The 20,071-nt window shown below is 74.6% G+C and carries 19 protein-coding genes; 12 read left to right on the top strand and 7 right to left on the bottom strand.

Annotated features, from left to right (window positions below):
* Positions 1 to 256 precede the first annotated feature (256 nt).
* The 3 genes from ABZ172_RS01830 to ABZ172_RS01820 form a co-directional block, all read right to left on the bottom strand.
* Entirely contained in the window at positions 257 to 760 is a 504-nt protein-coding gene (locus ABZ172_RS01830) for a MarR family transcriptional regulator (RefSeq protein ID WP_356879081.1), read from the bottom strand.
* Positions 757 to 2,460, bottom strand: a complete 1,704-nt coding sequence (locus ABZ172_RS01825; RefSeq protein WP_356879079.1) for an FUSC family protein — start codon at positions 2,458 to 2,460, stop codon at positions 757 to 759. The genes ABZ172_RS01830 and ABZ172_RS01825 overlap by 4 nt, the downstream gene beginning before the upstream one ends.
* A 71-nt stretch (positions 2,461 to 2,531) precedes the next feature.
* Positions 2,532 to 2,987, bottom strand: coding sequence for a MarR family transcriptional regulator (locus ABZ172_RS01820; protein WP_356879077.1), 456 nt, complete (start codon positions 2,985 to 2,987; stop codon positions 2,532 to 2,534).
* A 270-nt stretch (positions 2,988 to 3,257) separates the two neighbouring features.
* Here ABZ172_RS01820 and pcaH point away from each other — a divergent pair, with 270 nt between their 5' ends.
* The 4 genes from pcaH to pcaD are packed head-to-tail and all read left to right on the top strand — an operon-like array spanning position 3,258 to position 7,085.
* Positions 3,258 to 3,974: a protocatechuate 3,4-dioxygenase subunit beta gene (gene pcaH, locus ABZ172_RS01815; RefSeq protein ID WP_356879377.1), complete on the top strand. Its 717-nt coding sequence runs from the start codon at positions 3,258 to 3,260 to the stop codon at positions 3,972 to 3,974.
* Positions 3,974 to 4,543 (top strand): protocatechuate 3,4-dioxygenase subunit alpha, encoded by a 570-nt coding sequence (gene pcaG / locus ABZ172_RS01810; RefSeq protein ID WP_356879075.1) that lies wholly within the window; start codon positions 3,974 to 3,976, stop codon positions 4,541 to 4,543. The genes pcaH and pcaG overlap by 1 nt, the downstream gene beginning before the upstream one ends.
* Positions 4,543 to 5,898 (top strand): 3-carboxy-cis,cis-muconate cycloisomerase, encoded by a 1,356-nt coding sequence (gene pcaB / locus ABZ172_RS01805; protein WP_356879073.1) that lies wholly within the window; start codon positions 4,543 to 4,545, stop codon positions 5,896 to 5,898. The genes pcaG and pcaB overlap by 1 nt, the downstream gene beginning before the upstream one ends.
* Entirely contained in the window at positions 5,895 to 7,085 is a 1,191-nt protein-coding gene (pcaD, locus tag ABZ172_RS01800; protein ID WP_356879071.1) for a 3-oxoadipate enol-lactonase, read from the top strand. Before pcaB ends, pcaD begins: the two co-directional genes overlap by 4 nt.
* A gap of 31 nt (positions 7,086 to 7,116) precedes the next feature.
* On the opposite strand, the gene ABZ172_RS01795 is transcribed toward pcaD, so the two are convergent.
* On the bottom strand, positions 7,117 to 7,962 hold the full coding sequence (locus tag ABZ172_RS01795) for a phospholipid scramblase-related protein (protein WP_356879069.1): 846 nt from the start codon (positions 7,960 to 7,962) through the stop codon (positions 7,117 to 7,119).
* A 72-nt stretch (positions 7,963 to 8,034) separates the two neighbouring features.
* Between ABZ172_RS01795 and ABZ172_RS01790 the strand changes: the two genes are divergently transcribed.
* From ABZ172_RS01790 to ABZ172_RS01775, 4 genes are all read left to right on the top strand, one after another.
* On the top strand, positions 8,035 to 8,457 hold the full coding sequence (locus tag ABZ172_RS01790) for a hypothetical protein (RefSeq protein WP_356879067.1): 423 nt from the start codon (positions 8,035 to 8,037) through the stop codon (positions 8,455 to 8,457).
* 115 nt (positions 8,458 to 8,572) lie between these two features.
* Entirely contained in the window at positions 8,573 to 9,223 is a 651-nt protein-coding gene (locus ABZ172_RS01785; RefSeq protein WP_356879065.1) for a DUF3105 domain-containing protein, read from the top strand.
* A complete protein-coding gene (locus ABZ172_RS01780) occupies positions 9,220 to 9,858 on the top strand; it encodes a DUF305 domain-containing protein (RefSeq protein ID WP_356879063.1) in 639 nt (212 codons plus the stop codon). The genes ABZ172_RS01785 and ABZ172_RS01780 overlap by 4 nt, the downstream gene beginning before the upstream one ends.
* A gap of 99 nt (positions 9,859 to 9,957) precedes the next feature.
* Complete coding sequence (locus ABZ172_RS01775; RefSeq protein WP_356879061.1) at positions 9,958 to 11,214, top strand: ROK family protein; 1,257 nt, start codon at positions 9,958 to 9,960, stop codon at positions 11,212 to 11,214.
* 79 nt (positions 11,215 to 11,293) lie between these two features.
* Here the strand turns inward: ABZ172_RS01775 and xylA are convergent, their stop codons facing one another.
* Positions 11,294 to 12,463, bottom strand: coding sequence for a xylose isomerase (xylA, locus tag ABZ172_RS01770; RefSeq protein ID WP_356879375.1), 1,170 nt, complete (start codon positions 12,461 to 12,463; stop codon positions 11,294 to 11,296).
* A gap of 229 nt (positions 12,464 to 12,692) precedes the next feature.
* On the opposite strand from xylA, the gene xylB reads away from it, so the two are divergent.
* The 4 genes from xylB (at position 12,693) to ABZ172_RS01750 (ending at position 18,458) form a co-directional block, all read left to right on the top strand.
* Positions 12,693 to 14,174, top strand: a complete 1,482-nt coding sequence (xylB, locus tag ABZ172_RS01765; protein ID WP_356879059.1) for a xylulokinase — start codon at positions 12,693 to 12,695, stop codon at positions 14,172 to 14,174.
* A gap of 70 nt (positions 14,175 to 14,244) precedes the next feature.
* Positions 14,245 to 15,531: a VWA domain-containing protein gene (locus tag ABZ172_RS01760; RefSeq protein ID WP_356879057.1), complete on the top strand. Its 1,287-nt coding sequence runs from the start codon at positions 14,245 to 14,247 to the stop codon at positions 15,529 to 15,531.
* Positions 15,531 to 16,358, top strand: coding sequence for a hypothetical protein (locus ABZ172_RS01755; RefSeq protein ID WP_356879055.1), 828 nt, complete (start codon positions 15,531 to 15,533; stop codon positions 16,356 to 16,358). The genes ABZ172_RS01760 and ABZ172_RS01755 overlap by 1 nt, the downstream gene beginning before the upstream one ends.
* 210 nt (positions 16,359 to 16,568) lie before the next feature.
* Positions 16,569 to 18,458: an ABC transporter ATP-binding protein gene (locus ABZ172_RS01750; protein ID WP_356879053.1), complete on the top strand. Its 1,890-nt coding sequence runs from the start codon at positions 16,569 to 16,571 to the stop codon at positions 18,456 to 18,458.
* 215 nt (positions 18,459 to 18,673) lie between these two features.
* Here ABZ172_RS01750 and ABZ172_RS01745 read toward each other — a convergent pair whose 3' ends face one another.
* Together ABZ172_RS01745 and ABZ172_RS01740 are read right to left on the bottom strand one after the other, a co-directional pair.
* On the bottom strand, positions 18,674 to 19,702 hold the full coding sequence (locus ABZ172_RS01745) for an alpha/beta hydrolase (protein ID WP_356879051.1): 1,029 nt from the start codon (positions 19,700 to 19,702) through the stop codon (positions 18,674 to 18,676).
* 14 nt (positions 19,703 to 19,716) lie between these two features.
* Positions 19,717 to 20,067 carry a hypothetical protein gene (locus tag ABZ172_RS01740; RefSeq protein ID WP_356879049.1) on the bottom strand — a complete coding sequence of 117 codons (351 nt, stop codon included), beginning with the start codon at positions 20,065 to 20,067 and terminating at the stop codon, positions 19,717 to 19,719.
* Between the last annotated feature and the right edge of the window lie 4 nt (positions 20,068 to 20,071).

Raw genomic sequence — 20,071 nt, 5'->3', positions numbered from 1 at the left:
GCCGCACCGCTCCCGCACGCCCTCACGCTCCGTGAGGTACACCCCGCACCTCGGGGGAGACCGCCGGGGCCGGAGAGGCCGCCGGGCCGGAGAGACCAAGCGCTCAGGAGGGACCCGACGGTGGGGGGGATCCGGGGGCCGGTGGTACGGGGGCCGGGGGTACGGGGGCCGGGGGTACGGGGCCGGGGGGGTCCGTTCGGCCGGCGTCCGGGGAGCCGTCGGTGCGGACCCGGGCGGGTCCGGCGGCCCCCGGACGTCAGCGACGGCCTCCGAGCCGGCCTTCCAGCTGCACCAGCAGCTCACCGAGCTGCCCGCTGAGGCCGGTACGGGTCTCCTCGTCGAGCCCGGAGAGCACCGAGCGCTCGTAGGCGAGCTGTTCGGGCAGCAGCCGGTCGACCAGGCCTCGTCCGGTGTCGGTCAGTCCGACGTGCGCCACCCTGCGGTCCCGGGCGTCACTGCGGCGTGCGATCAGCCCGGAGTCCTGGAGGGCGCGCAGTCGTTTCGTGACGGCGGCTCCGGACGAGAAGGTCTCGCGGGCGAGTTCGCCGGGGGTCAGCTCGCGGTCGGTGCGCCGCATCGCGCCGAGCAGGTCGAATTCGGCGCGGGTCAGCCCGGCGGCCCGCAGGGGTGCGTCCTCGGCCTGTTGGAGGAGGGCCGCACAGCGGTTGATGCGGCCGATGAGCTCCATCGGTCCGGTGTCGAGTCCCGGCTTGACGGCCTGCCACTGCCGTACCACCGAGGCCACGATGTCGTCGGTCACACCGCTCCGTTCGCCGGGGGCAGGGTGATCAGGCCCTGCCGTTGTGCTGTCGCCGCGAGCGTACGGTGTCCTGCCTGCTCAGCGGCGAGCAACTCCTCCTCGGGAAGCGCGCGCTGCCACCATTCACCCGACGCGACGTCACCGGCGTCGCGCAGCTCGACGAGGGCGGCGGTCAGCGCCCGGCGCGCCGCTTCGAGCGCCGGGGCGCCGGCCGCGGGGTCGGCGGCCGTCCGCTCGGCGCGGTCCCGGGCCTCCCCCGCCGCGTCGAGCGCCCGCTCGACCCGTCCGGACGCCCGCCGGTTGGTGACGACGACCGCGGCGACGAGGCCGACCGCGACACCGACGAGGGTGTCCAGGGCGCGGTCCTCGATCAGCCGGGCGGCCGGCTGCACTCCGCCGAACTCCAGGATCAGCAGGGCCATCGGGGTGACGGCGACGGAGCCGAGCCAGTAGTTGCGGGTGATCAGGGCCTCGGCGGCGAAGCCGCAGAGGAGGACGCACAGCACGAGGGCGGGCGCGCCGGTCCGGGCCAGCGGGAGCACGGCCGCGAAGACCAGCACGCCGAGCAGGTTGCCGACGGTCCGCTGGAGGCCCCGGCTCCAGGAGAGGGTGAGGTTCGCCTGGTGGACGGAGGCCGCGGTGACGATCGCCCAGTACGGATGCCCGACCCCGAGCGCCGCGGACGCGTAACCGGCCAGGGCGCAGCCGACCAGCGTGCGGACGGCGACCGGCAGCACCGGCGAGCCGGGGCCGAGGGCGCGCAGCAGCCGGCGCCGGGCCGCGCGCCGGCCGTGGCGCATCCGCCGCCCGGTCCGCTCGGCGTCGATCCCGAAGAGCTGCTCGACCGTGCCCGGCGCGGGCGGAGGGCCGGGCACGGGACCTCGGGCGCGGGTCTCCCGCGCCCAGCGGCGCAGTGCGTCGGGGCGGGCTCCGGGGACGGGGCCGTCGGCCGCGGGAACGGCGAGGGCGCGCTCGGCATGGACCACGAGCCGTTCGAGCCCCCGGCGCACGGGAGTGGGGCGGCCCGAGGCCAGCAGTGACTGCCACGCACCCTGCACCGCCGCCGCCGCGGCGTGCCGGCTCCGGGCGCCGGGATGCTCCGCGTACGCGGCGGCGGCGTCCAGGGCGCGGGCGGTGGCGAGGCGTTCCGGCCCTTCCCTGTGCCAGAGGGCGGGGCCCGCGGTGACCAGCCAGGCGAAGGCGCCCGCGGCGAGCATCAGCGCCACGTGGCCCGGCACCTGCCCGGGCTCCTGCGGGGCGAACAGCGCGGCCGAGGTGACGAAGGCGAAGATGACGTTGCCGGGCGGACCGATGCGGGTCGCGTCGCAGAAGACCTTCTGCACGGCGGCGAGCAGGGCGCCGACGGCGATCAGTACGGCGGCCGAGTCGGTGAGCGAGGCCGTGAGCAGGGCGACGGCGAGGCCCGCGGCCATCCCCAGGACCACACGGAGCACCGCGTGCGCCCGGCGCGCGTACGGCAGGTGGTGTCCGTAGAGCGCGCAGAGCGAGCCCGCCATGGTGTACATGACCAGGTCGAGGCGGCCCAGGGAGTACAGCAGCAGGTCGGGGACGGCCGAGGCGACCACCACGCTCAGCGCGGGTTTGTACCAGATCTCCGCGGGGCTGTTGAGCCGCAGGACGCCGGTGACCGGCAGTCGGTGGACGGAGGGCTTCCGGGATCGCAGGGCTGTCTCACTCACCCACATACCTTAACAGGTGTTACACCTGTAAAACGTTTTCGGGCGGCCTTCCCGGCGAAGGCCGCCCGCCCTCACCGGCCGGACCCGTCGGGCACCCGCAGGTTCTCGGCGGACTCCGCGACCCTGCGCATCAGGTCGAGGAGGACCGTCCGCTCGTCCGCGGAGAGCGGCCCGAGGAAGAGCTGGTTCATCCCCGCCGTGCGCCTGGCGAGGCGTGTATGGGTGCGGACACCCTCGTCGGTGAGGCGGAGCAGGGAGCGGCGCCCGTCCTGCGGGGCGCGGATCTTGTCCAGCAGCCCCCGGCGTACGAGCCGGGCGACCACCTCGGCGACGGTGGACCGGTCGAGGCCGACCCGCTCCCCCACCGTCCGCTGGTCGAGGCCGGGTTCGGCGGTCAGGGCGTTGAGGACGGCGAACTGGGGCGAGGTGATCTCCTCGGAGACCGTCGTGTTCCACAGCAGGTGGTGGGCCTGCTGGAGACGCCGGGCCAGGTGGCCGGGATGGGTGCTCAGATCGACCGCCCGCACGGCGCCGTCCTCTCTGTACGCCGCCGGCCCCGGTCCTCGCCGGCCCGCGGCTCCGTCGGCCGTCGGGTCCGCCGGCCGGAAGCGCGAAGACCCACAGCGTACTGAGGGTCTTGACCCGTCCGACCGGTCGCCGCTAGCTTCGTGGCCACCGGAATTCGCTCAGTACACGGAGCATTTGTCCGCACCTCGTGGAGGCGTGACATGAGCGCACGTGATCTGCCCGCACCGCCGCTGCCGGACGGAATGAGCCAGCAGGAGATCGACTCCGAGATGGCCCGGGCCGGGGCCGCGTCCGTGCCGGGCCGCCACCATCCGCCGCACGACTACCCCCCGTACCGCAGCAGCCACTTCCGTCACCCGCTGCGCCCGCTCGTGCCCGTGCGCGATCCGGAGGCCGTCGAGCTGTCCGGGCCGGCCTTCGGCGTCACGGACGTCGGCCCGTCGGACCGCGACCTCACGGCGGGGCACACCGGCGAACCCCTCGGCGAGCGGATCACCGTCACCGGGCGGGTGCTGGACCGGGCCGGCCGGCCGGTGCGGGGCCAGCTCGTGGAGGTGTGGCAGGCCAACGCATCCGGCCGGTACGCGCACCGGCTCGACCGGCACCCCGCCCCGCTCGACCCGAACTTCACCGGGTGCGGCCGTTGTCTGACCGACGACGACGGCGGCTACGCCTTCACGACGGTCAGGCCGGGGGCGTACCCGTGGCGCAACCACACCAACGCCTGGCGTCCCGCGCACATCCACTTCTCGCTGTTCGGCACGGCGTTCGGCCAGCGGCTCGTGACCCAGATGTACTTCCCCGGCGACCCGCTCCTCCCCCACGACCCGGTGATCCGCTCGGTCACCGACCGGGCCGCGCGCGAACGGCTCGTGGCGGCGTACGACCCCGCACGGTCCGTCCCCGAGCGGTCCCTCGGCTACCGCTGGGACATCGTCCTCGACGGACCGTGCGCCACCTGGACCGAGGACGGGGGCGACCGCTGATGTCCCGCGCCCCGACCCCGTCCCAGACCGTGGGCCCGTTCCACGGTCACGCCCTGCCCTTCCCCGGCGGCGGCGATGTCGCCCCGGCCCGGCATCCCGGCACGGTCACGGTGCACGGCCGGGTGCTCGACGGCCGGGGCGGTCCCGTGCCCGACGCGATCGTCGAGACCTGGCAGCCCGCACCCGACGGCTCGCGGACGGGCCTGCCGGGTTCGCTGCGCCACGACCCCGCGACCGGGACGCTGCGAGGGCGCGACGGGGTGGGCTTCACCGGGTTCGGCCGGGTGCCGACGGACGCGGACGGCCGCTGGGCCGTGCGGACGCTCCCGCCCGGCGGTGTGCCCTACCTCTGCGCGGCGGTGTTCGCCCGCGGCCTGGGCCGGCACCTCTTCACCCGGGTGTACCTCCCCGACCTGCTCGGGGAGGGGGATCCCGGCGATCCGCTGCTGCGGTCGCTGGCCGCGGACCGGCGCGCGACCCTGATCGCGACCCGCACCGGCCCGCGGACCTACCGTTTCGACATCCGCCTGCAGGGCGACGACGAGACGGTCTTCCTGGAGTTCGGCTGATGCCCGGGGCTCCCGGCGATCAGCCGCAGCGGGAGTGCGACGTGGGCCTCCTCGCCCCCGGCCGGGCCGGCTCCGCGGCCGAGGCCGCCACCGGTGACCACGCCTTCCTGCAGGCGCTGCTGGACGCCGAGGCGGCCCTCACGCGGGCCCAGGCCGCCTCCGGCACCGCTCCGGCCGGGGCTGGGCGGGCGGTCACCGGGGCCGCGGACGCCGGCCGGTTCGACGTACGGGAGCTGGCGCTGCGGGCGAGGTCCGGGGGCAACCCGGTGATTCCGCTGGTGGCCGCCCTGTCGGCGGAGGTCGACGACGCGGTGCGGCCCTTCGTCCACCGGGGCGCGACCAGCCAGGACATCCTCGACACCGCGACGATGCTGGTGGCCTCGCGGACCCTGGCGCTCGTCCTGGACGACCTGGGGCGTACCGCCGAGGCACTGGAGCGGCTCGCGGCGGAGCATCGCGGCACGCCGATGGCCGGCCGCACACTGACGCAGCACGCGGTGCCGACGACGTTCGGACTCAAGGCGGCGGGCTGGCGGTCGCTGGTTCTGGACGCACGGGACCGGCTGCGGGCGGTGCACGGCACGCTCCCCGTCCAGCTCGGCGGAGCCGCGGGCACGCTGGCGGCCTTCCCCGCGGTGGACGGGGACGGGGCGGGGCAGGAGCTCGTGGCCGCCTACGCGCGGGAGACCGGCCTGGCCGCACCGCCGCTGCCCTGGCACGCCCTGCGCACCCCGATCGCCGACCTGGCCGGCGCCCTGGCGTTCACGGCGGGCGCGCTGGGGAGGACCGCCGCCGACGTCCTCATCCTGTCCCGCACCGAGATCGCCGAGGTGGCGGAGGGGTCCGGCGGCGGCTCCTCGGCGATGCCGCACAAGGCGAATCCGGTCCGGGCCACCCTGATCGCCGCCGCGGCACACCGAGCGCCCGGGGCGGCTGCCACCCTGTTCGGCTCGCTCGCCGCCGGGGACGAACGGCCCGCCGGGGCCTGGCACGCCGAGTGGGAACCGCTGCGCGACCTGCTGCGGCTGACCGGCGGGGCGGCCCGGGACGCGGCGGAACTCACCGGGGGGCTGCGGGTGTTCCCGGCCGCGATGCGGAGCAACCTGCGGCTCACCGGCGGGCTGGTCGTCTCCGAACGGCTGGCCTCGGCCGCCGCCGGCCGGGTCGGCCGGTCCCGTGCGAGGGACATCCTCGCGGCAGCCGGCGGCCGGGCCCGCGAGGCGGGGAGGCCCCTCGCCGAGTTCCTGGCGCAGGAGCCCGCCTTCGAGGGCCTGGACCTGGCGGAACTGACCGATCCCGCCCGGTACACGGGCTGCGCCGGAACACTCACCGACCGCGCACTGGAGCGCCGATGACCACGACCCCCGCCCGTCTGCCGCACCACCGGACGGAAGGACCGGCGAGCGCTCCCCCGCTGCTGCTGGGCCCCTCGCTGGGCACCTCCACCGCCCTCTGGGACGGGATCGCGCCCGATCTCTCCACCGCCCACCGGATCGTGCGGTGGGACCTGCCCGGGCACGGGGGCTCACCCGCCGGGCTGATCGGACCGGGGGCCGGCGTCGCCGATCTGGGTGCGCTGGTGCTGGCCCTCGCCGACGCGCTGTCCCTGGAGCGGTTCTCCTACGCCGGGGTGTCGCTGGGCGGCGCCGTGGGCCTCTGGCTCGCCGCCCACCACCCGGAGCGCGTCGACCGGCTGGCCGTCGTGTGCGCGTCCGCCCGCTTCGGCGACCCGGGTCCGTGGCGCGAACGGGCCGCTCTCGTCCGGGCGGAGGGCCTGGGCAAGGTCGCGGAGAGCGCGGCGGCCCGCTGGTTCACCCCCGGGTTCACCGCACCCCGGCTGCTCGACGACCTGCTGGGCACGGACCCCGAGGCCTACGCCGCGTGCTGCGACGCGCTCGCCGAGTTCGACCTGCGGCCCGGACTGCGCGGGATCCGGGCGCCGACCCTGGTGGTCGCCGGCCGCGACGACCCGGCGACCCCGCCCGCGCACGCCCGGGAGATCGCCGACGGGATCCCCGGGGCCGCGCTGACCGAGCTGCCGCACGCCTCCCATCTCGCCCCGGCCGAACGCCCGGCGGCCGTGCGGGAGGCGCTGCGCGCCCACTTCGCCCCCTGGGAGCGCGGGAGCGGGGCGGCGGTGCGCCGGGAGGTGCTCGGCGATGCGCACGTGGACCGGGCCCGGGCCGCGGCCTCGGAATTCACCGCGCCCTTCCAGGACTTCATCACCCGCTACGCCTGGGGCGAGGTCTGGACCGACCCGACGCTGTCCCGCCGGGAGCGCAGCCTCGTCACACTCACCGCCCTGGCGGCCCACGGCCACCACGGCGAACTGGCGCTGCACGTCCGCGCGGCGGTGCGCAACGGCCTGAGCCCGCGCGAGATCGGCGCGGCCCTGTTGCAGACGGGCGTCTACTGCGGGGTGCCGGCGGCGAACGCGGCGTTCGCGGTGGCCGACCGGGTGCTGGCGGAGGTGGCGCGGGAGCGGGACGAGGGCGCGCCGGGGCGGGACGGCCCGGCGCAGGACCGGGGCGTGCCGGGGTAGTGGCCTGCGCCGTGCGCCGGGTGCGCGGGGGTCAGCCGAGGCCGCGGGCGTCCTGCTTGAGTGCGGTGTCCACGGTCAGCGCGGTCGCCACGACCAGGCTCAGCAGCGGTTCGGGAAGCCGCTGGTGGATCTGCAGGACGTAGTTGTCCGCCGTGGTGAACATGGTCTTCGCCAGGCCCTCCCAGGTCTTGGTGATCCTGGCGATCTCCGCGCCGGTGTGGTCGACGACGGCGAAGTTCCACGCGCGCCAGTTCTCGGCCCTGATCGCCCCGACCTCACGGCCGTCGGCCGTCATCGCGAAGTTGATCTTCCCGATGGCGTTCTGCTGGACGATCTCGCCGACCGGCCGCCCGTCCGGACGCTGCACCACGACCCGGGACTTGATGAACTTCGCCGGACGGGTGAGCAGCAGCTGCGGCTGTCCGTGGGCGTCCCGGATCTCCAGGCGGTGGGTGAGGTACTGGTCGAGGCTGGAGACGAACCTGAGCACCTTGCGCAGACCGCTCTGGCCGACCTGGACGACCGATCCGACGGTGTTGCCGTGCTGGTCGAAGACGCTGTACTCGTTCGTCAGCTCGATCAGCTTGGCCTTCTGGTTGACCACCAGGATCTGCTGGTCGAACAGCGATCCGCCGTGCGGCTGTCCGGCGTACGGCTGCCCGGCGTACGGCTGCCCGCCCTGCGGCTGCCCCGCGTACGGCCCGCCCGCCTGCGGCTGGGTCGGCGCCTGGGCCGGCGCCTGTCCCTGGGCGGGTGCCTGCCCCTGGGCGGGATGTGTGTGCTCCGTCCAGCGGGAGCCGTCCCAGTAGCGCAGCAGCTGCGGTGCTCCGTAGGGGTCGGGATGCCAGCCCGCAGGTATGTTCGATTGCGTCGTCATCGGGGCACCGTACCCCGCCGGATCGCGGGGCCGGACTGTTTGAACATTCACACACCATCTACGATGGCGGCGATGAGCAGAGCGAGTGCGCGGGCGGACCGGCGGCGGAGCGGCAGTGCCCTGCTCGCCGCGCCGGTCTGGGCACTCATGCTCCTGGCGGTCTTCCTCTGCTGCTCGCCGGCCGCCACACCCGCCTCCCACACCGAGGCGCCGTCGGCCTCCGCTCCCCGGGCCCTCACCCCCGTGCACACGCCGGAGGTGTCCGTCGTGACGGCCGACGCACCGGCCGAGCGCGGGGTCGGCAGCTCCTGCCACGGGCCCGTGGGCCACTCGGCGGCCGTCGTCCTGCCCGGCCATCCCTCCCCTCCCGCACCGCCCTGCTCCTCGGCACCGTCGCGGACCGCCCCGCTCACCGGAGCGGCTGCCGTCCGCGGCCCGTCGAACGACAGCGTGGACGCGGTCGACCAACTGCGTCTCCAGGTCCGGCGGACGTAGGCGTACCGGGTCCGTCCTCCGCGCCGCCGAGGCGTCGGAGGCGGATCTTCCGTATGCCCTTCTCCCGCGTGGCGCGCCGTCCGCGCACGCGGTCCGCCGAACCCGAGGACCTGACATGGCATCCGCCAAGAACCAGAACAGCCCTGCCGCCGCCCGCCGCGCCAAGCTGGAGGAGGCCCGGCGCAAGGAACGGGCCCGTGAGCGCCGCAGCCGCATCGTCACCATCACCGCGGCCGTCGCCGTGCTCGCCGGCCTCGTCGTCGGCGGCGGGTACCTGATGTCCGCCGCCGACGAGAAGGACAAGGCGGACGATCAGGCCAGGACCTCGCCCGTCACGGGTGAGAAGTCCTGGGACGACCTGACCCAGGACCACGTCCGGACGCCCGTCGACTACCCGATGAACCCGCCCGTCGGCGGCGACCACGACCCGGTCTGGATGAACTGCGACGCCGACGTCTACACGGAGGCGATACGGAAGGAGAACGCCGTCCACTCCCTGGAGCACGGCGCCGTCTGGGTCACGTACAACGACGACGCGGACAAGGCCGACGTCGAGGCGCTCGCCGAGCGCGTCGCGAAGACGCCCTACTCCCTGATGAGCCCGGTGGCCGACCAGAAGGACCCGCTGATGCTCAGCGCCTGGGGCAAGCAGCTCACGGTGAAGAGCGCCACCGACGCCCGCGTGGCGCAGTTCTTCACCAAGTACGTCCAGGGCGCGCAGACCCCGGAGCCGGGCGCCGCCTGCTCCGGCGGGGTCGCCGGGTGAGCCCGGCCGGGCGTGCCTCCCGTTCGCTGGTGTGGGCGGGGGCCGTGGTGTTCGCGGTGGCCGTGGGGCTGGTCCTGCTGATGGTCGTACGCCCCTCGGCGGCCTCCCCGGCCGGCCCGGGGGCGGTTCCCGCCGAGGGGTCGGCGGACGTGGGGTTCGCGCGGGACATGTCGGTCCACCACCAGCAGGCGGTGGAGATGGCGTTCCTGGTCCGGGACCGCACCGATGACGAGGACGTGCGCCGGCTGGCGTACGACATCATCAACACCCAGGCCAACCAGCGCGGCATGATGCTGGGCTGGCTGGAGTCCTGGGGCCGGCCCAAGAGTTCCGACCGGCCGCCGATGGAGTGGATGGGCCACCCGGTGACCCCGTCCGACGGCTCCCTCATGCCCGGCATGGCCACGGACACCCAGCTGGACCGGCTGCGCGCGGCCGACGGGCGGGACGCCGAGGTGCTGTTCCTCCGGCTGATGACCGTCCACCACCGCGCCGGGGCCGACATGGCGCGGGCGGCCGCCGACGAGGCGGGGACCGAGGAGATCAGGTCTCTCGCCGCCGGGGCGGCCCGGGCCCAGGAGTCCGAGACCGCGCTCATGGCGGATCTGCTGGAGGCCCGGGGCGCCCGGCCCTGAGGCCGTGTCCGCTCCGGCCGGCGGGCCCCGGCGACACAGATCGCCGGAGCTCGTCGGCCGGGGTGGCCCGACGGGGCATCGCATAGGCTCGTCGACGATATGAAGAGCTACCTCACGCCCCTGGGGTCCAAGGCCGACAAGGACACCGTGCGGCGCCACAACCTGAGCCTCGTGCTGCGCGCCGTGCGGGACGAGGGTGAGGCCGGCGAGGCGACCCGCGCCGGGGTGTCGGCCCGGGTCGGACTCACCAGGGCCGCGGTCTCCTCGCTGGTCGAGCAGCTGTTGGACAGCGGCTTCGTCACGGAGTCGGGCAAGACCTTCAGCGGCCAGGCCGGACGCCCCGGCACGGCCCTGAAGGTGGCGCGCACCGGGCCCGCCGGGCTCGGCGTGGAGATCAACATCGACTATGTGTCGGTGTGCGTGGTCGACCTGGCGGGCACCGGCCGGGTGCGGCAGACCGAGCACCTGGACAACCGGGGCGCCCCGCCCGGGGAGGTGCTGGCCCGGGCGGCGGCGATCGCCGCGCGCACCCTGGACTCGGCGCGGGAGCAGGATCTGCACCCGGTCGGCACGACCCTGGCGCTGCCGGGCCTCGTCTCGGGCGGTGCGGTGCGCCAGGCGCCGAACCTGGGCTGGAACCAGGTCGCCGCCGAGGACCTCTTCGCGGCGGCGCTCGCCGGACTGCGCCCCGGTACGGCGGCGCTGCCCGTGCGCTCGGAGAACGAGGCGAATCTCGCGGCGCTGGCCGAGCTGTGGTTCGGCGGGCTCGGCACCGTGCGCAGCTTCCTCTATCTGACGGGCGAGATCGGTGTCGGCGGGGCCCTGGTGCTGGACGGCGAACTGCTGCGCGGCGCGCACGGGTTCGCCGGGGAGATCGGGCACGTGGTGGTGGACCCGGCGGGCCCGGAGTGCCGGTGCGGCTCGCGCGGCTGCCTGGAGCAGTACGCGGGCCAGTCGGCCCTGCTGCGCGCGGCGGGCGTCGACGAGGGGGCGGGCGGTGCCGCGGGCGTGATGGAGCTGGAGCGGCGGGCGCGGGCGGGTGATCCGGCGACGCTGGCCGCCGTGGCCGACGCGGGCCGGATGCTGGGGCAGGTGCTGTCCGGTGCGGTCAATCTGTTCGACCCGGACGCGGTGGTCCTCGGCGGCATCTACCGCGGCCTGATGCCGTGGCTCTCGCCGCCCGCCGACGCGGAGCTGACGGGCCGTGTGGTGTCCGGTCTGTGGTCCGGGGGCGGGGGCAGGCTGCGCGCGTCGTCGGTCGCCGGTGACGCGGCACGGGGCGCCGCGGCGCTGGTGGTGCAGGACGTGCTGGCCGACCCGGCGGCATACGCCCGGTCCGCGCCGGCGGACGCCTGAGGCGGCCGGCGCGGACCGGGGCGCCCGGCCGGCGGGTGCCCGGTGGTGGTGGTCCGGGCACCTGTTCCGGGGGGGTGGGTCAGCGGACGTTGAGGAGGTGTTCCATGGCGAGTTGGTCGAGGGCTTCGAAGGCCATGGAGCGTTCGGCGGCGGCGGTGGTGTCGAAGTCCTCGTAGGCGGTGCGGTCGGCGAGGAGGGCCTTGAGGCCGTCCTCGGCGGTGGGCAGGGCGAGTTCGTGGAGACGGGAGGCGGTCAGGGCCTGCTGCACGGCGGGGTCGGCGCGGAAGGCGGCGGCGCGTTCCTTGAGGATGAGGTAGTTGCGCATGCAGTTCTTCGCGGACTCCCAGACCCCGTCGATACCGTCGGTGCGGACGGGTTTGAAGTCGAAGTGGAGGGAGCCGTCGTAGCCGGCGGTCTCCAGGAGGTCGACGAGCCAGAACGCCTGGCGCAGGTCCCCGGCACCGAAGCGGAAGTCCTGGTCGTACTTGATGCCGGACTGGCCGTTGAGGTCGAGGTGGAAGAGCTTGCCGGCCCACAGGGCCTGGGCGATGCCGTGGGGGAAGTTCAGCCCGGCCATCTGCTCGTGGCCGGTCTCGGGGTTCACCCCGACCAGCTCGGGGCGCTCCAGACGCTCGATGAAGGCCAGGGCATGACCGATCGTCGGCAGCAGGATGTCGCCGCGGGGCTCGTTGGGCTTGGGCTCGATCGCGAACCGCAGGTCGTAGCCCTGCTCGGTCACGTACTCGCCCAGCAGGTCGAAGGCCTCCTTCATCCGGTCCAGGGCCAGACGCACGTCCTTGGCCCCACCGGACTCCGCACCCTCACGACCGCCCCAGGCCACATAGACCTGCGCGCCGAGCTCGGCCGCCAGATCGATGTTGCGGACCACCTTGCGCAGCGCGAAACGCCGCACGTCCCGGTCGTTGGAGGTGAACCCCCCGTCCTTGAACACCGGATGACTGAACAGATTCGTCGTCGCCATCGGGACCTTCATCCCGGTGCGCTCCAACGCCTCCCGGAACCGGCCGACCAGCCGCGCCCGCTCCGCCTCGTCCGCCCCGAACGGGATCAGGTCGTCGTCATGGAACGTCACCCCGTGCGCCCCCAGCTCCGCGAGCCGCTCCACCGACTCCACCGGATCCAGCACCGGACGCGTCGCGTCACCGAACGGGTCATTGCCACGCCAGCCCACCGTCCACAGACCGAAGGTGAACCTGTCCGCAGAAGTGGGAGTGAAGCGATCGGTCATGGTGTCCGCCTTCGCCTGCCGGGGGTCCGCGGTCGTCGCCAGGACCCCGGACCATTTGTTCACTGACATGATTAATTATGCACGGGGCCGCGCGCCGACGTAACCCCCCGGACGGAGAGCCGGGTGGCGGACCGGACGGCGCCCCTGGTCCGGACGCCGTCGATCACGTAATTTGTTCGTCGGACTGCCAAAACCGGCACCACCGGAACCGCACGAGAAGAGGTAGCCCATGCCGCCGCGTACCGTCGTCATCGGCGTGGACAGCTCCACCCAGTCCACCAAGGCCGCAGTGACCGACACCGAGACCGGGGAACTGCTCGCCGTCGGCCGCGCCCCGCACGTCGTCACCGGTGAGGGCGGGGCGCGCGAGACCGACCCCGAGGTCTGGTGGCAGGCCCTGTGCGACGCCGTCGCGGCCGGTCTGAAGGAGTCCGGGCTCTCCTCGTCCGCCGTCATCGGCATCGCCGTGGCGGGACAGCAGCACGGGCTGGTGACCCTCGACCGGAGCGGCCGGCCGCTGCGCCCCGCACTCCTGTGGAACGACACGCGCTCCGCGCCGCAGGCGGCGGCACTGGTCGCCGAGCTGGGCGGCCCGGACGCGTGGACGGCGCGCACCGGCACGGTGCCCGTCGCGTCCATGACCGCGACGAAGTGGCGGTGGCTGCGGGAGAACGACCCGGCGAACGCCGAGGCGACGGCAGCGGTGCGGCTGCCCCACGACTTCCTCACGGAGCGGCTGGCGGGCGTCGCGGCGACGGACCCGGGGGACGCCTCCGGCACCTGCTGGTACTCGACCGCGACGGGCGGGTACGACCCCGAACTCCTGGACCGCCTGGGCCTGGACGCCTCCATGCTGCCCGAGGTCGCCGCGACGGGCGGGACCCGGATCGGCTCCCTGACGGAGTCCGCGGCGGACGCGCTGGGTCTGCCCGCCGGGATCGCCGTCGCTGCGGGCACCGGCGACAACATGAGCGCCGCGATCGGACTCGGCCTGGGCGGCGCGGGCCTGCTGGACCACCCCGTGCTGAGCCTGGGCACCTCCGGCACGGTCTTCGCCGCGTCCCGGACGCGCCCGGCGTCCACGGCCCTCTCGGGCTTCGCCGGCGCCGACGGCACGTACCTCCCGCTGGCCTGCACCCTCAACTGCACCCTGGCGGTCGACAAGGTGGCGGCCCTGCTCGGGCTGCACCGCGACGACGCGACACCCGGCGGCGAGGCCGTCCTCCTCCCCTACCTGGACGGCGAACGCACCCCCGACCTGCCCACCGCGTCCGGTCTGCTCACCGGGCTGCGCCACGACACCACACCGCAGCAGCTGCTGGGCGCGGCGTACGAGGGCGCGGCCTTCACCGTGCTGCGAGCGCTCGACGAGCTGCTGCTGGCGTGCGGCCTCGACCCGGCCGACCCCGAGGTCGCGGGCCGGCCGCTGCGGCTGATCGGCGGCGGCGCCCAGGGCCGTACGTGGGTGGAGACCGTGCGCCGGCTGTCCGGACGGCCGCTGATCGTGCCGGGGAACGGCGAGCTGGTCGCGCTGGGCGCGGCGGCACTGGCCGCGTCCGCGGCCGGCGGCGGCGACCCGGTGGCCGTCGCGACCGGGTGGAACGCGGCCTCGCAGGACGCCGGGCTCCCGCCGGTCGAGAGGGACACCGAGACCTGGGAGCGCGTGGGTTCGGTGCTGGACCGGGCCTCGGAGCCGGTGCTCGGCGGGTGAGGCGCGGCCCGAAATCGCGCCCTCCGCACGTGTTTTGGGGATGACAGCGGATCTTCAATAGGATCCGGCGATGATCATAAGAAAACGGCTGACGGCCGGGGTGGGCGTCCTGCTCGCCACCCTGGCCGCCGGGCTGGGCACCGCCCTCCCGGCCGCCGCCGACGAACCCTCCACCACCGCGTCGTCCAAGGTCGAGCTGGTGCTCGACGTCAGTGGTTCCATGCGCACCCGTGACATGGGCGGCGAGTCCCGCATATCCGCCGCCAAGCAGGCGTTCAACGACGTCCTGGACGCGGTGCCCGAGGAGGTGGAGCTCGGGATCCGTACGCTCGGCGCGGACTACCCGGGCGACGACCGCAAGGTCGGGTGCAAGGACACCAGGCAGCTCTACCCGGTCGGACCGCTCGACCGCACCGAGGCCAAGACCGCGGTCGCCACCCTGGCACCGACCGGGTGGACCCCGATCGGCCCCGCCCTGCTCGGCGCCGCCGACGACCTCGACGGCGGCGAGGCCGCCCGGCGGATCGTGCTGATCACCGACGGCGAGGACACCTGCGGCCCGCTGGACCCCTGCGAGGTCGCGCGCGACATCGCCGCACGGGGGATCCACCTGGTCATCGACACCCTGGGCCTGGTGCCCGACGCCAAGATCCGGCAGCAGCTGACCTGCATCGCCGAGGCCACCGGCGGCACCTACACGGCCGTCCAGAACACCGACGAACTGTCCGGCCGCGTCAAGCAGTTGGTGGACCGTGCGGCCGAGCCCGTCGTCACCCCCGTGGCGACCGAGGGCGCGGCCAGCTGCGCCTCGGCCCCGGAGCTGGCGGCAGGGCTGTACACGGACCGCCAGGAGATCGGCAAGCACCGCTGGTACCGGGTGAACGTCCTGCCCGGCCAGGAACTGCGCGCCTCCGTGAGCGTGGCGGCGGACCGCGCCGTGAACGAGGACTACGGGATCCTGCTGCGCGCGGTGACCGCGCACGGCCGCGAGATCGTCCGGGGCGCCGAGTCCGGCACCGGGCGTACGGACGCCGTCTCCACCGGGCTGCGCTACCCGAAGCCCGGACAGGACGGCTCCGGCCTCTCCGACGACGACCCGAAGCCGGCCGCCGAGGCGGTGTGCCTCCAGCTGAGCAACTCCTTCTCGGCGCCCGCGTCCGTGAAGACCACACCCGGCATGCCCGTCGAGCTGACCGTCGACCTGGTGGACGCTCCCGACGAGGCGTCCGACGTCGCCGCGTTCGGCCTGGGACGCGGCTGGTGGCTGCTGGGCGTCATGGTGCTCGCCGGACTGCTCGCCGGACTGCTCTTCGGCTGGATCTCGCGCTGGCGCGTCGCCGTATGGAGGACCAACTGATGCGTACCACCCGCAGGAACACCCCGAGGCGCCGATGGGCCGGCGCCCTGCTCGCGGCCGTCGCCCTCCTCGCCCCGGCCGGTGCCGCGGTCGCCGACAGCCCGTCCCCGAGCGCGAGCCCGGCGGACGGCGAGGCGGCCGGTCCGACGGAGGCGGGCACCACCTTCCGCACCGCCACGGCGATCCGGCAGGGGCAGAAGGCCACCGCGGAGGCGTCCACGGGCGACTACCTGTACTGGGCCTTCCCCGCCGACGCCGGGGAGCGCCCCACCGTCCGGGCGAAGGTGAGCCTGCCGGAGAGCGCGACCCGGCACGGCGCCTCCACCTGGCAGATCGACGTGTACGACGGGCTCCGCCGCCGGCAGGCCTGCATGTACGGCCACCAGACCAGGAAGGCGGCGCCGGACGCGGGCACCGTCGAGCTGTCCTGCGTCCTGCGCACCGTGCGCGCCTGGTCGGAGCCCTGGGCGTCCGACCCGCTGCCCGGCAGCTACTACGTGCGCCTCACGGTGGTCGGTCTGGCCGAGGAGGACCTCGGCCTCCCGGTCCACGTGGAGACGGAGGTCGACCCGGCCGACCGGGGCGGCGCCGCCGATGTGGACGGCACGCTCGGCGAACCGATGGTGCCGGGCGCCTCCGCCGTCGTGGCGAAGGGCGGAACCGCCCCGAGCGAGACCGGACCGGAGGACGGCTGGTCCTCCGGCTGGTGGACCACCCGCTGGCTGTGGACCGCCCTGGGCGCCGTACTCGCCGCGCTGGCCGGGGTGTTCGGCTACGGCCTCACCCGCGGCACCGGCCGCCCCTCCCGGGTGCCGCCGGGCGTCTGACCGCGGAGCGCGCTCCGCACCGAGGGCCGCGGACGACCGTCCGCGGCCCTCGGCCTTTCGCTCCGCCGCCCCGGCCGGGCCGTCCGGTCGCGGCCACCGCGGGGCCGTGCCGTACGCGCTCAGGGGTGAAGCCGGCCGGGAACGGTTGACCTCAACATCACCTGAGGTCCTAGCGTGCCCTGCGTACCGATCCGACTCCGGAGGCACCGCATGGACATGGAAGTCACCGCGTGGCATTCACTGCACAGCACGATGAACGCACAGAAGGACCGGCGGCCCTTCTCCCGGGCCACCCTGCGCCGCATCCTGGCGTTCGCACGGCCGCACCGGGGCAGGATCGTCCGGTTCCTGCTCCTCAGCGTGGTCACCGCCCTCCTGGCGGTGGCCACCCCGGTCCTGGCGGGCCGGGTCGTCGACGCGATCGTGCGGGGCGAGGACGGCGGCACGGTCACCGGGCTCGCCCTGCTCATCGCCCTGATCGCCGTCGCGGAGGCGGGTCTCGGGCTCCTCACCCGCTGGCTCTCGGCGACCCTCGGTGAGGGGCTGATCCTCGATCTGCGCACCGCGGTGTTCGACCACGTGCAGCGGATGCCCGTCGCCTTCTTCACCCGTACCAGGACGGGCGCCCTGGTCAGCCGGCTCAACAACGACGTGATCGGCGCCCAGCGGGCGTTCAGCAACACGCTCTCCGGTCTCGTCTCCAACCTCGTGACCCTGCTGCTGACCCTGGCCGTGATGCTGACGATCTCCTGGCAGATCACCCTGCTCGCGCTGGTCCTGCTGCCGGTGTTCGTGGTCCCCGCCCGCCGGATGGGGGCCCGGATGGCCGACCTCCAGCGGGAGGCCGCGGCCCACAACGCCACCATGGGCACGCAGATGACGGAACGCTTCTCGGCGCCGGGCGCGACGCTCGTCAAGCTCTTCGGACGCCCCGCCGAGGAGTCCGCCGCGTTCGCGGCCCGCGCGGGCCGGGTGCGCGACATCGGCGTCCGTACGGCGATGCTCCAGTCCACCTTCATCACGGCGCTCACCCTGGTGTCGGCGCTGGCCCTCGCCCTGGTCTACGGCCTGGGCGGGCACTTCGCGCTGAGCGGCGGCCTGGAGCCCGGGGCCGTCGTCGCCCTGGCCCTGCTCCTGACCCGGCTCTACGCACCGCTGACGGCGCTGGCGGGGGCCAGGGTCGAGGTGATGAGCGCCCTGGTGAGCTTCGAGCGGGTCTTCGAGATCCTCGACCTGAAGCCGCTGATCGCCGAGAAGCCGGACGCCCGCCGGGTGCCGGACGGACCGGTGTCCGTGGAGTTCGACGGGGTCTCCTTCGGTTATCCGTCCGCCGACAAGGTCTCCCTCGCCTCGCTCGAAGAGGTCGCGGTCCTCGACCCGGGGGACGGCACTCAGGTGCTCCACGACGTCTCCTTCACCGCGGAGCCGGGCCGGATGGTCGCCCTCGTCGGCTCGTCCGGGGCGGGCAAGTCGACGATCGCGCAGCTCCTCCCCCGGCTCTACGACACCGACGCGGGGGCCGTCCGGCTCAACGGGGTCGACGTGCGCGACCTGACCGCCGACTCCGTCCGGGAGACGCTCGGCATGGTCACCCAGGACGGGCACCTCTTCCACGAGTCGGTGCGCGCGAATCTGCTGCTGGCCCGGCCGGAGGCCGCCGAGGAGGAGATCTGGGACGCGCTGCGCCGTTCCCGGCTGGACGGTCTGGTGGCGTCGCTGCCCGACGGCCTGGACACGGTGGTCGGTGAGCGCGGCTACCGGCTCTCGGGCGGCGAGCGCCAACGGCTCACCATCGCGCGGCTGCTGCTGGCACGTCAGCGGGTGGTGATCCTGGACGAGGCGACCGCCCACCTGGACTCCACCTCGGAGGCGGCGGTCCAGGAGGCGCTGGGCGAGGCGCTGGAGGGGCGGACGGCCGTGGTGATCGCCCACCGGCTGTCGACGGTCCGGGCCGCCGATCTGATCCTGGTGGTGGAGGCCGGCCGGATCGTCGAACGGGGCACGCACGAGGAGCTGCTGGCCGCCGGAGGCCGGTACGAGGAGCTGCACCGCACCCAGTTCGAACGGCCGGGCGCGCCGGAGGACCATCCGGTGGCCTGATCCCACGGCGCCGCCCGCCCCTGCTGCCCTGCTGCCCTGCTGCCCTGCTGCCCTGCTGCCTGCTGCCTGCTGCCTGCTGCCCGGGAACGTTCGGTGCCTGCCCCGGGGACGGCTGCTCGGCCTGCCGGGGAGCGGGCCCGAGGGCACCGGCACGGCACGGCACGGGCACGGTCCGCGGTGCTTCTCGCGGGGGCCGACGGCCGTCCCGGCCGGCGTCAGGGCCGCGCGAACCGGCGCAGCGCGTCGAGCACGGGCGGCGCGATCGTGTCGGGGTGGCCGGCATCGTGCAGCAGGTGGTCCACTCCCGGAAGCGTCACTCGGCCCGGTCCACCGGCGTGCGCGCGGCGCAGGGCGGCCGTCAGGGCGTCCGTCGTGCCGCAGGGGACTTGAGCGTCGTTCGTGCCGCAGGTCAGCAGCACGTCGGTCCCCGGCCGGAGTGCGGCGGCGGTGTCCGGCGGGTGGACGGCGTCATCGCTCATCACGAACCGGGCGCTGGGCCCTTGGAACGCTTCGAAGAGCCGGGCGATCGCCGGGAGCAGATCGGTGGTGTCGACCGGCCGCCGAGCACGCAGTGACGTGACGGCGGCATCGACGGCCGCGCCGACGGTGCGTTGCTGTTCCGGCGTCAACTGCCCTTGTGCGACCGCTTCGGCGAGCTGGGCCTTGAGCTGGAGGGCGACCAGATCCAGCATGCGGATCGCCTGCGGTTGCAGGAGCGCCAGGCCCGCCGGGCGCGGACGGACCGTGCCGGCCAGCAGCAGTCCCGTCATCGCGCCCTCGCTGTGCCCGACGACCAGGGGGGCGTGCGGGCCCGTCTCCGGCTGATGGCGCAACGACGTGTAGGCGGCCTCCGCCTGACGGACGAATGCGGGGAAGTCGAGTTCTTCCGGGTGGTCCCGGTAGGCGCCGAGTCCGGTACGGCCGGTCCCGTACTTGTCGAACCGAAGCGTGGCGACTCCCTCGGTGCCGAACGCGTCGGCCAGCTGCGACAAGGTGTCCGGTGCGGACCCGGGCAGTTGGTTGCCGTCACGGTCGGTGGGTCCGCTGCCGGGCAGCAGCAGCGCCGACCGCAGCCGCCGGCCGGCTCGGTGCTCGGGCACGTGCAGGGTGCCGTACACGGTCGTACCGTCGGCCGTGAAGACGACCTCGCGGTCGGCGGCGGGCACCACAGCGGGTGCGGCCGGCACCGGGCCGGCGGCTCCCAGGGTCAGCGCGACGGCGACTGCCGCCAGGTGTCGGAACATCGTCCTGCCTCCTTTCATGCGAGGGCGTTCTCGACCAGGGCGACGGTTGCGCGAGGGTCGTCGACCTGGAGGACCAGGCGCACGTACCTCTCGTCGGCGAGTTCGACCACGACGGCCTTCGACGGGTCCCTGACGTCCCAGAAGACCTTGTCGCCCTCCTGGTGGAAGGTGCCCGCGGTGATCACACCGGGCACGTGGGACCCCGGCGCGCGGATTCCCTTGGGTTCGGCGGTGATGCCGGGGTCGGCGGTCACACCGCGGACGTTGGCCAGCGGGATGGTGAGTCTGCCCTTGAAGGCCCAGAGCTTGTCGAGCCCCTCCATCACGACGACGAGGTCGTCGCCGACGATACGTACCAGTGCCATGTCA

This window comes from Streptomyces sp. NPDC006296, assembly GCF_040613235.1.
In the GTDB taxonomy this organism is placed as follows: domain Bacteria; phylum Actinomycetota; class Actinomycetes; order Streptomycetales; family Streptomycetaceae; genus Streptomyces.
Note: the sequence above shows the minus strand (reverse complement) of the source record. Positions and strands in the feature narration are given on the sequence as shown.

Coding starts and splice junctions, on each gene's coding strand:
- pcaH (WP_356879377.1), top strand. CDS start 3,258: ATGGCCCGGGCCGGGGCCGCGTCCGTGCCGGGCCGCCACCATCCGCCG.
- pcaG (WP_356879075.1), top strand. CDS start 3,974: ATGTCCCGCGCCCCGACCCCGTCCCAGACCGTGGGCCCGTTCCACGGT.
- pcaB (WP_356879073.1), top strand. CDS start 4,543: ATGCCCGGGGCTCCCGGCGATCAGCCGCAGCGGGAGTGCGACGTGGGC.
- pcaD (WP_356879071.1), top strand. CDS start 5,895: ATGACCACGACCCCCGCCCGTCTGCCGCACCACCGGACGGAAGGACCG.
- ABZ172_RS01795 (WP_356879069.1), bottom strand. CDS start 7,962: ATGACGACGCAATCGAACATACCTGCGGGCTGGCATCCCGACCCCTAC.
- ABZ172_RS01790 (WP_356879067.1), top strand. CDS start 8,035: ATGAGCAGAGCGAGTGCGCGGGCGGACCGGCGGCGGAGCGGCAGTGCC.
- ABZ172_RS01785 (WP_356879065.1), top strand. CDS start 8,573: ATGGCATCCGCCAAGAACCAGAACAGCCCTGCCGCCGCCCGCCGCGCC.
- ABZ172_RS01775 (WP_356879061.1), top strand. CDS start 9,958: ATGAAGAGCTACCTCACGCCCCTGGGGTCCAAGGCCGACAAGGACACC.
- xylA (WP_356879375.1), bottom strand. CDS start 12,463: ATGACCGATCGCTTCACTCCCACTTCTGCGGACAGGTTCACCTTCGGT.
- xylB (WP_356879059.1), top strand. CDS start 12,693: ATGCCGCCGCGTACCGTCGTCATCGGCGTGGACAGCTCCACCCAGTCC.
- ABZ172_RS01760 (WP_356879057.1), top strand. CDS start 14,245: ATGATCATAAGAAAACGGCTGACGGCCGGGGTGGGCGTCCTGCTCGCC.
- ABZ172_RS01755 (WP_356879055.1), top strand. CDS start 15,531: ATGCGTACCACCCGCAGGAACACCCCGAGGCGCCGATGGGCCGGCGCC.
- ABZ172_RS01750 (WP_356879053.1), top strand. CDS start 16,569: ATGGACATGGAAGTCACCGCGTGGCATTCACTGCACAGCACGATGAAC.
- ABZ172_RS01745 (WP_356879051.1), bottom strand. CDS start 19,702: ATGTTCCGACACCTGGCGGCAGTCGCCGTCGCGCTGACCCTGGGAGCC.
- ABZ172_RS01740 (WP_356879049.1), bottom strand. CDS start 20,067: ATGGCACTGGTACGTATCGTCGGCGACGACCTCGTCGTCGTGATGGAG.